The sequence below is a fragment of the Candidatus Symbiopectobacterium sp. NZEC135 genome (assembly GCF_025962695.1).
The window spans coordinates 1-14,125 of record NZ_JAGFPF010000018.1; the positions used below are offsets into that span (position 1 = coordinate 1).

General features: G+C 50.2%; 14 protein-coding genes and 1 pseudogene. 13 read left to right on the top strand and 2 right to left on the bottom strand.

The genetic code is table 11. From position 1 onward, the window contains the following. From J5224_RS35555 to J5224_RS11330, 9 genes and pseudogenes are all read left to right on the top strand, one after another. Positions 1–138 (top strand): annotated as a pseudogene (locus J5224_RS35555) (exopolygalacturonate lyase); the annotation flags it as partial. Between the two features lie 42 nt (positions 139–180). Further along, positions 181–1,071, top strand: coding sequence for a carbohydrate ABC transporter permease (locus tag J5224_RS11295; RefSeq protein ID WP_195313325.1), 891 nt, complete (start codon positions 181–183; stop codon positions 1,069–1,071). Continuing rightward, positions 1,064–1,969, top strand: a complete 906-nt coding sequence (locus J5224_RS11300; RefSeq protein WP_264625477.1) for a carbohydrate ABC transporter permease — start codon at positions 1,064–1,066, stop codon at positions 1,967–1,969. Before J5224_RS11295 ends, J5224_RS11300 begins: the two co-directional genes overlap by 8 nt. A 13-nt stretch (positions 1,970–1,982) precedes the next feature. Further along, positions 1,983–3,110 carry an ABC transporter ATP-binding protein gene (locus J5224_RS11305; protein WP_264625478.1) on the top strand — a complete coding sequence of 376 codons (1,128 nt, stop codon included), beginning with the start codon at positions 1,983–1,985 and terminating at the stop codon, positions 3,108–3,110. Positions 3,111–3,125: 15 nt separating this feature from the next. Beyond that, complete coding sequence (locus J5224_RS11310) at positions 3,126–4,415, top strand: ABC transporter substrate-binding protein (protein WP_264625479.1); 1,290 nt, start codon at positions 3,126–3,128, stop codon at positions 4,413–4,415. 373 nt (positions 4,416–4,788) lie between these two features. Continuing rightward, a complete protein-coding gene (locus J5224_RS11315; RefSeq protein ID WP_264625480.1) occupies positions 4,789–5,511 on the top strand; it encodes an oligogalacturonate-specific porin KdgM family protein in 723 nt (240 codons plus the stop codon). Positions 5,512–5,836: 325 nt separating this feature from the next. Continuing rightward, positions 5,837–6,793 (top strand): pectin acetylesterase PaeX, encoded by a 957-nt coding sequence (paeX, locus tag J5224_RS11320; RefSeq protein WP_264625481.1) that lies wholly within the window; start codon positions 5,837–5,839, stop codon positions 6,791–6,793. A 91-nt stretch (positions 6,794–6,884) separates the two neighbouring features. Further along, positions 6,885–7,460, top strand: a complete 576-nt coding sequence (locus J5224_RS11325) for a metal-dependent hydrolase (protein ID WP_264625482.1) — start codon at positions 6,885–6,887, stop codon at positions 7,458–7,460. Between the two features lie 122 nt (positions 7,461–7,582). Beyond that, a complete protein-coding gene (locus J5224_RS11330) occupies positions 7,583–8,983 on the top strand; it encodes an L-cystine transporter (RefSeq protein ID WP_264625483.1) in 1,401 nt (466 codons plus the stop codon). Between the two features lie 91 nt (positions 8,984–9,074). On the opposite strand, the gene osmE is transcribed toward J5224_RS11330, so the two are convergent. Beyond that, positions 9,075–9,407, bottom strand: a complete 333-nt coding sequence (gene osmE / locus J5224_RS11335; RefSeq protein ID WP_196906997.1) for an osmotically-inducible lipoprotein OsmE — start codon at positions 9,405–9,407, stop codon at positions 9,075–9,077. A 227-nt stretch (positions 9,408–9,634) separates the two neighbouring features. On the opposite strand from osmE, the gene nadE reads away from it, so the two are divergent. The 4 genes from nadE to J5224_RS11355 all read left to right on the top strand — a co-directional run bounded on the left by nadE (position 9,635) and on the right by J5224_RS11355 (position 13,796). Then, the gene (nadE, locus tag J5224_RS11340) at positions 9,635–10,459 is read left to right on the top strand and encodes an ammonia-dependent NAD(+) synthetase (protein WP_264625484.1); all 825 of its coding nucleotides are present in this window, start codon (positions 9,635–9,637) and stop codon (positions 10,457–10,459) included. A 77-nt stretch (positions 10,460–10,536) separates the two neighbouring features. Beyond that, complete coding sequence (gene yddG / locus J5224_RS11345; protein WP_264625542.1) at positions 10,537–11,427, top strand: aromatic amino acid DMT transporter YddG; 891 nt, start codon at positions 10,537–10,539, stop codon at positions 11,425–11,427. Positions 11,428–11,506: 79 nt separating this feature from the next. Next, positions 11,507–13,225, top strand: a complete 1,719-nt coding sequence (locus J5224_RS11350) for an ABC transporter ATP-binding protein (RefSeq protein ID WP_264625485.1) — start codon at positions 11,507–11,509, stop codon at positions 13,223–13,225. A 160-nt stretch (positions 13,226–13,385) separates the two neighbouring features. Next, a complete protein-coding gene (locus tag J5224_RS11355) occupies positions 13,386–13,796 on the top strand; it encodes a nitrous oxide-stimulated promoter family protein (protein ID WP_264625486.1) in 411 nt (136 codons plus the stop codon). Between the two features lie 30 nt (positions 13,797–13,826). Here the strand turns inward: J5224_RS11355 and ihfA are convergent, their stop codons facing one another. After that, positions 13,827–14,123 carry an integration host factor subunit alpha gene (ihfA, locus tag J5224_RS11360; protein ID WP_009112984.1) on the bottom strand — a complete coding sequence of 99 codons (297 nt, stop codon included), beginning with the start codon at positions 14,121–14,123 and terminating at the stop codon, positions 13,827–13,829. Between the last annotated feature and the right edge of the window lie 2 nt (positions 14,124–14,125).

Here is a 14,125-nt window from a genome sequence, read left to right on the forward strand (position 1 = left end):
GCTTGTCACGGTAAACGTGACGCGGTACCGGCACTTTTGACGCAGGGTGGATACGTCCACGGTGATTTTCGCTTTAATGGGGAAAACAGAATTGTTTATGACGTGGAATTAATTTATCCAGAGTTATTAACACATTGATTTTTATTTTAATGGTTCTCAATTACTAAGTAGGTAAGCATTATGAATGAAAACAAAAGGCTGGGGCTAGCCTATATCTCCCCTTATATAATAGGGTTGATAGTTTTTACCGCTTTCCCCTTTATTTCATCGTTCGTGCTCAGTTTTACTGAATATGACCTGATGAATCCACCTGAGTTTACGGGTTTGGAAAACTATCATCGGATGTTCCTGGAAGATGACCTCTTCTGGAAATCCCTGTGGGTTACCTTTGCCTATGTATTCCTGACCATTCCGTTGAAATTGATTTTCGCACTGCTGATTGCATTTGTGCTCAATTTCAAATTGCGTGGTATCGGTTTCTTCCGTACTGCTTACTATGTACCGTCTATTCTCGGTAGTAGCGTAGCCATTGCCGTGTTGTGGCGTGCCCTGTTCGCCATCGATGGCCTGTTGAACAGCTTCCTGGCCGTATTCGGTTTCGATGCTATCAACTGGCTGGGTGAGCCTTCACTGGCGCTGATGTCAGTCACGCTGTTGCGCGTATGGCAGTTCGGTTCCGCGATGGTTATCTTCCTTGCCGCGTTGCAGAACGTACCGCAGTCCCAGTATGAAGCTGCGATGATCGATGGTGCGTCTAAATGGCAGATGTTCCTGAAAGTAACGGTACCGTTGATTACGCCGGTTATTTTCTTCAACTTCATCATGCAGACCACGCAGGCGTTCCAAGAGTTTACCGCACCGTATGTCATTACCGGCGGTGGCCCGACCCACTACACCTACCTGTTCTCGCTCTATATCTACGATACGGCGTTCAAGTATTTCGATATGGGTTATGGTGCAGCGTTGGCATGGGTATTGTTCCTGGTCGTTGCTGTGTTCGCATCAATCTCGTTCAAGTCGTCTAAATACTGGGTGTTCTACTCCGCCGATAAAGGAGGAAAAAATGGCTGATATCCATTCTAATCTGTCATCGGCGCAAGCCCTCGCAGAAGCAGAAGTTCGTCGTACGTTGCGTAAAGAAAAAATGAATGCGGCTGTACGCTATGTTGTTTTGTTGTTTGTTGGTCTGTTGATGCTCTATCCACTGGCGTGGATGTTCTCTGCATCGTTCAAACCGAACCATGAAATCTTTACCACACTGGGCCTGTTTCCTGATAACCCGACCAGCGATGGTTTCGTTAACGGTTGGAAAACCGGTACGGAATACAACTTCGGTCATTACATGCTGAACACGTTCAAGTTTGTAATCCCGAAAGTGATCCTGACCATTATCTCTTCGGTTATCGTTGCGTATGGCTTTGCCCGCTTCGAGATTCCTTGGAAAAACTTCTGGTTTGGAACATTGATCGCGACCATGCTGCTGCCAAGCACGGTACTGTTGATTCCTCAGTACATCATGTTCCGTGAAATGGGCATGCTGAACAGCTATATGCCGTTGTATCTGCCTTGTGCATTTGCAACCCAAGGGTTCTTCGTCTTCATGTTGATTCAGTTCCTGCGCGGTGTACCGCGTGATATGGAAGAAGCAGCACAGATTGACGGCTGTAATTCCTGGCAGGTGCTGTGGTATGTGGTTACGCCGATTCTGAAACCGGCCATCATCTCTGTCGCATTGTTCCAGTTCATGTGGTCTATGAACGACTTTATCGGCCCGCTGATCTATGTCTACAGCGTGGATAAATACCCGATTGCGTTGGCTCTGAAAATGTCCATCGACGTAACAGAAGGCGCACCTTGGAACGAAATCTTAGCAATGGCAAGTATTTCGATCCTGCCATCCATCATCATTTTCTTCTTGGCACAGCGCTACTTTGTTCAGGGCGTGACCAGCAGCGGAATTAAAGGTTAATAGAGGATTTATCATGGCTGAAGTAGTTTTCAATAAACTGGAAAAAGTGTATTCCAACGGTTTCAAAGCAGTTCACGGTATCGATCTGACCATCAAAGACGGTGAGTTCATGGTTATCGTTGGACCGTCTGGCTGTGCCAAGTCCACTACCCTGCGTATGCTGGCGGGTCTGGAAACCATCAGTGGCGGTGAAGTTCGCATTGGTGAGCGCATCGTTAACAACCTGGTGCCGAAAGATCGTGGTATTGCCATGGTGTTCCAGAACTATGCACTGTATCCGCACATGACGGTGCGTGAGAACTTGGCGTTCGGTCTGAAACTGGCAAAATTGTCAAAAGAGAAGATTGAAGAACAGGTTAACGAAGCGGCCAAAATTCTGGAGCTGGAAGACCTGATGGATCGTCTGCCGCGTCAGTTGTCCGGTGGTCAGGCACAGCGTGTAGCCGTAGGCCGCGCTATCGTGAAAAAACCGGACGTGTTCCTGTTTGACGAACCGTTGTCCAACCTGGATGCCAAACTGCGTGCTTCCATGCGTATCCGTATTTCTGACCTGCACAAACAGCTGAAGAAAAGCGGCAAGCCGGCAACCAGCGTCTACGTTACCCACGACCAGACTGAAGCCATGACCATGGGCGACCGTATCTGCGTGATGAAACTGGGTCACATCATGCAGGTGGATACGCCGGATAACCTGTACCACTATCCGAAAAACATGTTCGTGGCAGGCTTTATCGGCGCGCCAGAAATGAACATCAAACCGGGCAAACTGGTCGAAACTAACGGTCAGATTGCTCTGCACGTAGGGGGTTACACCCTGCCCCTGAATGCTGCACAGCAGGATAAAGTTCGCTCTCACCTGACACAGGATATCTTCTTCGGCGTTCGCCCTGAATATGTCTCTGTTTCCGACACACAGTTTGAAGACAACCACTCTGTCGGCGAACTGGTACGCGTAGAGAACATGGGTCATGAATTCTTTATGTACATAAAGGTTGATGGCTTTGAGATAACCAGTCGTATTCCTTCTGAGGATGCTCGATTGATTATTAAGAATGGCCTGAACCGTCAGGTGTTCTTTAAGTTTGATATGGATAAGTGCCATATCTTTGATGCAAAAACAGAACAAAATATCTCTCTTTAACAGGAGTAGTTACCGATGAAAAAAGCGATCCTACATACATTGATAGCCTCATCTCTGGCATTGCTGGCGCATCAATCTTTTGCAGCTGATAACGTTGAACTGCGTATGTCCTGGTGGGGCGGCAATGGCCGTCACCAACAGACGCTGAAAGCGATTGAAGATTTCCAAAAGGCAAATCCGAACATCACCGTTAAAGCAGAATACACCGGTTGGGACGGCCACCTGGCACGTTTGACCACACAGATCGCCGGTAACACCGAGCCTGACGTGATGCAGACCAACTGGAACTGGCTGCCGATTTTCTCCAAAAACGGTGACGGTTTCTACGATCTGAACAAACAGAAAGGGGTTATCGACCTAGCGCAGTTCGAACAAAAAGAACTGAACAACACCACCGTTGACGGCAAGCTGAACGGCATTCCGATCTCTGTTACTGCACGTGTGTTCTACTACAACACCGATACTTGGGCAAAAGCTGGCCTGGAATACCCGAAAACCTGGGACGAACTGCTGAACGCCGGTAAAGTGTTCAAAGAAAAACTGGGCACCCAGTACTACCCTGTCATCATGGAGCACCAGGATACGCTGGCACTGCTGAACTCTTACATGGTTCAGAAGTACGGCATCCCGGCTATCGACGTGAAAACCCAGAAATTCGCGTACACCGACGCGCAGTGGGCTGACTTCTTCGGCATGTACAAAAAACTGGTTGATAGCCACGTTATGCCGGACCTGAAGTACTACGCTTCTTTCGGCAAGAGCAACATGTATGAAATGAAGCCGTGGATCACAGGCGAATGGGCTGGTACTTACATGTGGAACTCCACCATTACCAAGTACTCTGATAACCTGCAACCGCCTGCCAAGCTGACGTTGGGTAACTACCCGATGCTGCCAGGTGCTAAAGATGCAGGTCTGTTCTTCAAACCGGCTCAGATGCTCTCTATCGGTAAATCGTCTAAACACCCGAAAGAAGCGGCAATGCTGATCAACTTCCTGCTGAACAGCAAAGAAGGTGTTCAAGCGCTGGGTCTGGAACGTGGCGTACCGTTGAGCAAGGCAGCTGTGGCACAACTGCGTAGCGATGGCGTTATCAAAGATGATTCCAATGCGGTTGCCGGTTTGAATCAGGCATTGACTTTACCGCACGAAATCGGTGTGTCTCCGTACTTTGATGACCCGCAAATCGTAGCCCTGTTTGGTGATACCATTCAGTCTATCGACTACGGTCAGAAAACGGTTGATGAAGCGTCTAAATACTTCCAGCGTCAGTCTGAACGTATTTTGAAACGTGCAATGAAGTAATAGTGTTTACCTAATATACACTAAATAATTCGAGTTGCAGGAAGGCGGCAAGTGAATGAATCCCGATGAGCTTACACAAGTAAGTGATTCGGGTGAACGAACGCAGCCAACGCATCTGCAACTTGAAGTATGACGGGTATATACACCTTAAATCCCTGTCATCCTGCATGGCAGGGATTTTTTCATTTTAATTGAAACACGCTTTATTTCCCCGCCGATCAAGTTCACATTTTGAAACCCTATTTTACTTTTTGTTACTCAAACCGATCCGGATCACAAAATAGAATTTGAGAATAAATAAAATAGAACTTGTTCCAATAAGCACAAATGCGTCTTTTAGCATAAATGTTATTACTCGATGGGAAATAATAAAATGAAATTAAAATTATTAGCTCTGGCCGTGGCTTCGCTCGTTAGCGTCAACGCAATGGCAGTCACAATTGATTATCGTCATGAAATGCAGGATACTCCTAGTGCCGGTCATAAAGATCGTTTGTCTATATCTAATCGTTTTGCCAATGGTTTTGGTTTGTCTGTTGAAGCCAAATGGAAACAAAGCGGTAAAGATACTACGCCAAACCGTCCGTTCAGCGAACCGGTCAGTAACGGTACTGAAGTGGTTGCAAGCTATGTTTATAACTTCGATAAAACATGGTCTATTGAACCTGGTTTCTCCATGGATTCCAGCTCTGAATCCAACAACTATCGCCCTTACCTGCGCGGTAAAGTGAATATTACCAACGACTTGTCTTATTCACTGCGCTATCGTCCTTACTACAAACGCAACAGCGGTAAAATCGGTTCAACCAAAGCCACTGATTACACGTCTGAAAGTGGTTATAACATCACCGGTGTGCTTTCTTATAAATTCCTGAAAGATTGGCAAGTTGATTACGAAATGGATTATAAGAAAACCACCAAAGCAGGTGTCACTCTGTATGACAATGACAACTGGTTATTGGAACATGACGTCAAACTGTCCTACAAATGGGATAAAAACTGGAAACCGTATACCGCTATCGGTAACGTTGTTCAGGATGGCACTTCCGATCACCGCCAGACCCGTTTCCGCGTAGGTGTTCAATATAGCTTCTAATCGTGATTAACGATTAAACATTAAGCAAAAGCAGTACAGGGATATTCAGGTTAACAGTGTGTGGTAGCGTTCCCGAATATCCCTTTTTACGTCTTAGCTGTTAGCCGTACCGCAGTAATTTTAGCATTGCGATAGTTAGCTTTAGTTTATGTATTCTGTGTCTGAATTACCCTCTTCGTGTATGAACGTTATTTCTTGATATATATTTTGTGGTTTTTAGGGTGTTCGTTTTCTCTCCGATGTGATGAACACCCTTTTTTTTTCCGCTCAAACTCTCCATGCTACCCCCTCGGTTCCTCTCATTAATTTCTTGTGGATGTATACTATGATTTCACGTTCTCTTATTGCTGGAGCATTATTAGTGTCAATGTCTGGGATCAGTTTTGCCAACACCACTTTTTCTGTTTGGCCGCAAGGTGAAGCGCCGGGTGCAGTTACCTCATCGGCCAAACCCGAGGTGGTTGAACGCAGCAAGGACCCGACACTGCGCGATCGCGCAGCCACCGGAATAAGAGCCCCAGAAATCACCGTGTATGCACCAGAAAAACCGAATGGTGTAGGAATTTTGGTCACCCCGGGTGGCTCTTATCAACGCGTGGTGCTGGATAAAGAAGGCAGCGATCTGGCCCCCTATTTCAACGCGCAGGGTTATACCTTGTTCGTAATGACCTACCGCATGCCGGGAGAGGGCCACAAAGAAGGTGCTGATGCGCCACTGGCAGATGCGCAGCGCGCGTTGCGCACGTTGCGGGCACAGGCTGCCAACTGGAAGCTCAATCCACAGCGCATCGGCGTGATGGGATTCTCCGCCGGCGGGCACGTGGCAGCCAGCCTTGGTACTCAATTTGACCGTACGGTAACGCCAGCGCAGGATGATATCGATCGCCTGAGTGCGCGCCCTGACTTTATGGTACTGATGTATCCAGTGGTTTCTATGCGCGATGATATCGGCCACACGGGCTCACGCAAACAGTTGCTGGGGAAGCATCCTGACGAAGCGGGTATTGTGCGCTACTCACCGGATCAGCATGTGAGTACGCAGACCCCGCCAACGTTTTTGGTACATGCCGTGGACGATCCGTCTGTTTCCGTTGAGAACAGCATGGTGATGTTTTCTGCGCTAAAGGCGAAACATATTCCGGTGGAAATGCACCTGTTTGAAAAAGGCAAACACGGTTTTGGCATTCGCGGCACCACAGGGTTGCCGGTCGCCGTTTGGCCGCAACTGGTTGATGCCTGGATCAGTGCATTGCCCGTTGACAGCGCCAGCAGCAAGAAATAACCGCAAGACATAAATAGTTACGCCGTCACAACTTCCGCAGCGGGGAATATTTCTCTATACTGGATAAAATAACAGTTCACTGAGAAACCCCATGACTGCGGAAGGACATCTGCTATTCTCCGTTGCCTGCGCTATTTTTGCCAAAAACGCAGAACTCACGCCAGCGCTGGCGAGCGGAGACTGGTGGCATATCATTCCGGGTGCGCTGCTAACCGCGTTGCTGCCAGATATCGATCACCCAAAATCCGTATTGGGGCAACGGTTACGCTGGATTTCCGGGCCTGTCGCCCGTGCCTTTGGACACCGAGGTTTCACCCACAGTTTGCTGGCCATTGTGGCCGTCATCTGTTTTATCCGTCTGCAATTGCCTGCCGATTGGCCAATCCCGACCGATGCCTACCACGCGATGCTGATTGGCTATCTCAGCCATATCATGGCCGATATGTTGACCTCGGCCGGAGTACCCTTGCTATGGCCCTGCCGCTGGCGTTTTCGCCTACCGCTGCTCAACAGCCAGAAAGGCAACCAACTCGAGCGAGTACTCTGTCTGGCGCTGATTGGCTTTTCGCTGTACCACACTCCGCGCGCAGGTGCCTGCTACGGCTACGAGCAGGCCTGTCGCTGGTATGATTCTGCCCGCAGTCAATTCAGCCAGTTGCTGCGCTAGTGCTTTTCCTTACCACCGTGAACGCTATGCGATTTACGTACAAGATACGCAGGATTGATATAACGCAAGCCATAAGGAGCTGTTATCCTAGCGCCCGTTTTCATTTTTAGGGAGGAGACGGTATGTCCGTTGCACTATTGGCTAATATTATCATTTTTTTGGCGTTGATCGCCCTGCTTGCTTATGCCAGCCGTAACCCAACGTGGAGTCTGGCGAAAAAGGTACTGCTCGGGCTGGTTATCGGCGTGCTGTTCGGCTTTGCGCTGCATCTGGTGTATGGTGGCAATAATCCGGTCATCAAGGCTTCCGTTGCCTGGTTTAACATCGTGGGTAACGGTTACGTTCAGCTGTTACAAATGATTGTTATGCCACTGGTTTTCGTTTCAATCCTGAATTCGGTTGCCAAGCTGCACAATGCATCATCATTAGGAAAAATCAGCGTACTTACCCTAGGTACTCTGTTGTTAACCACCCTGATCGCCGCGCTGATCGGCGTGCTGGTTACCCTGCTGTTTGGCCTGAGCGCTTCAGGGTTGGTGCAAGGGGCGCAAGAAACTGCCCGTCTCAGCGCCATTGAGAGTAATTATGCGGGCAAAGTGTCCGACCTGAATGTGCCGCAGTTGATTTTGTCATTCATCCCGAAAAACCCCTTTGCTGAGCTTACTGGCGCTAACCCCACGTCAATTATCAGTACGGTGATTTTTGCCGCTCTGCTCGGTATTGCGGCGCTGCAACTGCATCGCGATGATGCAGCCAAGGGTGAACGCGTCTTGGCAGCCATTGATACGCTGCAATCCTGGGTGATGAAGTTGGTTCGCCTGGTGATGAAACTGACCCCCTACGGTGTGTTGGCGCTGATGACCAAAATGGTCGCGACATCGAATTTGCAGGATATTATCAAACTGGGTAGCTTTGTCGTCGCCTCCTACCTTGGTCTTGGCATCATGTTTGTGGTTCATGGGGTGTTGTTGGCCTCAACGGGTATCAACCCACTGCGTTTCTTTCGCAAAATTGCCCCAGTGCTGAGCTTTGCGTTTACCAGCCGTTCCAGTGCAGCTACCATTCCGCTCAGCATAGAGGCACAAACACGCCGCATCGGCGTGCCGGAATCCATCGCCAGCTTTGCCGCATCCTTTGGCACGACGATTGGGCAAAACGGCTGTGCCGGGCTTTATCCTGCCATGCTCGCAGTGATGGTTGCCCCCACCGTCGGTATCAACCCGCTGGACCCGGTGTGGATTGCCACGCTGGTGGGCATCGTGACCATTAGCTCTGCTGGCGTCGCGGGCGTAGGCGGCGGTGCGACCTTCGCTGCACTGATCGTTTTGCCCGCCATGGGCTTGCCGGTAACGCTGGTCGCTCTGCTGATCTCTATCGAACCCTTGATCGATATGGGGCGTACCGCGCTCAATGTGAGCGGTTCAATGACCGCGGGGACTGTGACCAGCCAGTTACTGAAACAAACCGACAAGGTACGTTTTGCGGCCAATGATGAGTCAGTCTTGAACCCGTCCCACACCTGATACTCAGGTGTGGGCATTCCGTCATAAAAAACCGGCAGGTCTACCCTGCCGGTTTTTTGTTTACGCAGACGGTTATACGCACAAAGCGTGATTACCGTTGGGGATTGGTGTCATAAGCTTCGCAGCTTTGGAAGCCCTTGTTCAGCACTTGCCCACGATCGTTGAAACTCACAAAATAGTTCTGTGCCGTGCCATCACGGTTTTTCAACAGGTAGTTAAAGCAGGTGCCTCTGGCATTTTTCAACCGTACTTCTGACGCGGGCGCGCCAGCAATTTGCAGCACCTGCTGTTTGGTCTGTCCGGTCTTCACTTCTTTAACCACCGGCTCGGTAAAACTACTTTCTGCACGATTGTAGGCTGAACACCCAGAAAGAAGGAGAGCCCCCGCAGCACCAAGACATATCAGTAGTTGATTATTTTTCATGTTATTACCTCATTCATTAATGGGTCACTGACAAGGCTAGATGGCACGCGGCAATTTTTCAAATCGGCATTCGCCTCCCTTTTTTGTCTCACCAGGCCCTTTTTACGCCAAGAAAAGTAATAATACGCGCGCACTGCTTGTCCTTTTTCTTCACGACGATTAGCTTTACACTCTAACCATCAAGCTAATTATTTCGCAGTATCAACAGGTTCAGGAAGGGGGCCACCATGTCATTGCAGCAAGAGATCATCCAGGCACTGGGTGTTAAACCTACTGTCGATCCCGATGCCGAAATTCGCATCAGCGTTGATTTTTTAAAGAATTATCTTAAGGCCAATCCCTTCATCCGTTCGTTAGTACTGGGGATCAGCGGTGGGCAAGATTCTACGCTGACCGGCAAACTGTGCCAGACAGCCATCAATGAACTGCGTAGCGAAACCGGCGATACGCGTTATCAGTTTATCGCTGTACGTTTGCCGTATGGCATTCAGGCGGACGAAGCCGATTGCCAAGATGCCATCGCCTTCATTCAGCCGGACCGCGTGTTAACGGTGAATATCAAGCCCGCTGTTGAAGCGAGTGAAGCCACCCTGGCAGCCATCGGCGTGACGCTGTCCGATTTTGTCAAAGGCAATGAAAAAGCGCGCGAGCGCATGAAGGCGCAATACAGCATTGCGGGCATGAACGCGGGTCTGGTAGTCGGCACCGACCACGCCGCAGAGGCCGTCACGGGGTTCTTTACCAAATACGGTGACGGCGGCACAGATATCAATCCTATTTTTCGTTTAAATAAACGGCAAGGAAAAGCGCTACTGAAGGTACTCGGCTGCCCGCAGCACCTGTACACCAAAGCCCCTACGGCCGATCTGGAAGAGAATCGCCCTTCTTTACCCGATGAAACCGCCCTTGGTGTCACCTATAACGAGATTGATGACTATCTGGAAGGGAAAACGCTCGAGGCGGGTCGCGCGGCCATTATCGAAAACTGGTATAAAAAGACCGAACACAAGCGCCGTCCTCCGGTTACTGTATTTGACGATTTCTGGCACTGATAGGCAGGCAGTAGACGCTGCACGGATGCCGGAAACGGCATCCGTTTGCTTTTGGAACAATGATAATCAACATGGATATGACCCCACAACGCGCTACGCTGGCAGGCCTGTTAGCGATTTTGCTCTGGAGTACCTCTGTCGGTCTGTTACGCAGTTTAACCGAAGCCCTCGGCCCTGTCGGCGGGGCGGCGATGATATACAGCACCTGTACGCTCTGCCTGGTGCTGTTCTCCGGATTCCCGTCTCTGCGCGGTTTTTCCAAAGGCTATTTATTGGGCGGTGGATTGCTTTTCGTCTGTTACGAAATCTTTTTGTCACTCTCCATCGGCTTTGCCGCGAATCGTGTTCAGGCAATGGAGATGGGCATGATCAATTACCTTTGGCCCAGCCTCACGCTCTTGTTCGCGGTTTTTATCAATCAACAAAAAAGCAGTCTTGGGCTATGGATCGGGGTCGCACTGGCGCTGGTGGGTATCGTCTGGATGATGAAGGGCGAAAGCCACTGGTCACCCTTAGTGATGTGGCAAAACATTCTGACCAACCCGCTGGCCTACGGACTGGCCTTTGCTGCGGCCATTTCCTGGGCGCTTTATTGCAATATCACCAAACGTCTCGCTCGGGGAAAAAGCGGCAATACCGTGTTCTTCCTCGCGGTTAGCGTTGTGCTGTGGATGCAATACGCGGCCTCATCGCGTCCACCGATGGCGTTTTCACTCACCACCGGACTGGAACTGCTGTTTATGGGCGCATCGACAGCCGTTGCCTATTCCGCCTGGAATACCGGTATTCAGCGCGGCAACATGACATTGCTGGCCACCGCATCTTATTTCACGCCGGTGTTCTCAACGCTGCTGGCCGCCCTTTGGCTGCATACGGTGCCCGATGTGGCCTTTTGGCAGGGTGTCGCCATGATTACGCTGGGTTCATTGGTCTGTTGGTGGGCAACGCGGGAAACACAAAAACAGTAGGGACTTATCGTGCTCCCTTCAGCAGACAATACCTGTTATAGTGCGTTTCACATTTATTTAACTTATTTCATCGTATTGTATGTTAAAGCGTTTTTTTGCTTACTACGCCCCTTACAAGGGGCTGTTTGTTCTTGATTTTGGCTGCGCCATCATCGCCGGTTTGCTCGAACTGGGTTTCCCGATGGCCATCAAGGCGTTCATCGACAAGCTGTTACCGGCTCAAGATTGGTCACTCATTTTACTCGCCTCTGTGGCTTTGCTGCTGGTCTATTTGCTCAACACTGCGCTGATGGCGATCGTCAACTACTGGGGACATGCGCTGGGCGTCGGGATCGAAACCGATATGCGCCGTCAGGCTTTTGAGCATCTGCAAAACCTGCCGTTCCGCTATTTCGATAATATGAAAACCGGGCATATCATCACCCATGTGACCAAAGATCTTGAAGAAGTTGGCGAAGTGGCTCACCACGGTCCAGAAGATTTGTTCCTCGCCATTATGACCTTCATAGGTGCCTTTATCCTGATGGCTACCGTACATCTGCCATTGGCGATGATCACCGTGGTCATTGTGCCGTTCATGACCTATCTGGTCAGCCGCTACGGCGCGCAGATGACCGACACCTGGCGACGTCTGTTCGGCCAAGTCGGTAACTTTAATGCGCGCATCGAAGAGAGCATTGGCGGTATCCGTGTGGTTAAGGCGTTTGCCAATGAGTCTCATGAAAAAGCGCTGTTCGCGCAGGACAATGAGAACTATCGCACCATAAAACTGCAAGCCTACCGCATCATGACCGCGAGCCTGACGCTGAGCTATCTCAGCACACGCTTGATTCAACTGATCATCATGCTGGCGGGTATATGGTATGTGATTCAAGGTGAACTCTCCTACGGTGGCTTTATTGGTTTCCTGCTGCTGATTGAAGTGTTCTTCCGTCCAGTCGCCAAGATAACCTCCGTATTGGAGAGCTATCCGAAGGGTATTGCCGGGTTTAAGCGCTTCACCCAATTGATCGATACGGTGCCTGATATCAAGGATGCCCCCGATGCCCGTGCGGTCACGCACCTGAAAGGTGATATCCGCTTCGAAAACGTTAGCTTTGGCTACTCGCCGGAAAGACCCACGCTGCATGACATAACCCTCGCTATCCAGACAGGAGAAACCGTGGCATTCGTTGGTCCATCAGGCGCAGGGAAAACCACCTTGTGTTCTCTGTTACCCCGTTTTTATGACGTAAACGCGGGCGCTATTACCATCGATGGGATTGATATCCGAAACATGACGCAAGCGTCCTTGCGCCATCAGATCGGCATCGTGCAGCAAGATGTCTTTTTGTTTGGTGGCACCATCCGGGAAAACATCGCTTACGGTAAACTGGGGGCAAGCGATGAAGAAGTGATGCACGCCGCTCAGCGCGCCAAGCTTGATGAACTGATTGCCACCTTGCCAGACGGATTGAATACCGTTGTCGGTGAACGTGGAGTGAAACTCTCCGGGGGGCAGAAACAGCGTTTATCCATAGCGCGGATTTTCCTTAAAAACCCACCGATTCTGATTTTGGACGAGGCCACTTCGGCGCTGGACACGGCAACGGAACAGGCGATTCAGCAATCACTGAGCGAGCTATCAAGCGGACGCACTACGCTAGTGATTGCACACCGTCTGGCGACGATTCAGAACGCCGATCGTATCGTAGTAGTGGATGAGGGGCGGATTATTGAGCAAGGCAGCCATCAGGCTCTGCTTGATAACAGCGGCAGTTATGCCCGTCTGCATCAGGCCCAGTTTGGTCAGGCATAACCGCGTCATCGCTATGCGGTCATCTTCAGGCGAGAGTGTTGTCTCTCGCCGTTTTCCTACCTACTCCCTTTTTTTCCCGCTTTTTTGACACTCATCGTTTCCCAACCACTAAATTGCATTTAAAATACACCAATATAGGTGGCGGGATAAGAGACGAACCGTGGCACGAAAACCAATGGGAAAATATCGCCGGCGAGAACTGCGTACCGTTCTGCTGATGATAGATCTGTATGAAAAGCACCATCCGGCTGACGTGGAGCATGCCGATCGCTATCAACAGCTTTCAGCTTATGCCACCAATCGCCTTGAGCGCTGCCAGTTCGGCGAAGAGAAACCCGCCTGTAAGCATTGCCCCATTCATTGCTATCAACCGGCCAAACGTGAACAGATTCGGGCCATTATGCGTTGGTCGGGGCCAAGAATGTTGTTGCACCACCCTATTCTGGCAATACGCCATTTAATTGATGACCACCGCCCCGTGCCGGCGCATACGCCACGGCAGGCTCCCACGACGCGGGAGCCCCAACCGCAGACCGCGAGCCCGGATCACGCCATAAAAAAAGGCCGCTGACGCGGCCTTTTTGTGAATCGCATGTAAGAACTACTCTTTGGGAGAGGCGTTCTCGACTCTGCTTTTGAGCTTTTGCCCTGGACGGAAGGTGACCACCCGGCGCGCCGTAATCGGAATATCTTCACCCGTTTTAGGGTTACGTCCCGGCCGTTGGTTCTTGTCGCGCAGATCGAAATTACCAAACCCCGATAACTTTACCTGCTCACCATTTTCCAGAGCCCGACGAACTTCTTCAAAAAAAAGTTCGACGAGTTCTTTGGCATCCCGTTTACTCAGCCCGAGCTTTTCAAACAGGTATTCTGACATTTCAGCTTTAGTAAGCGCCATAG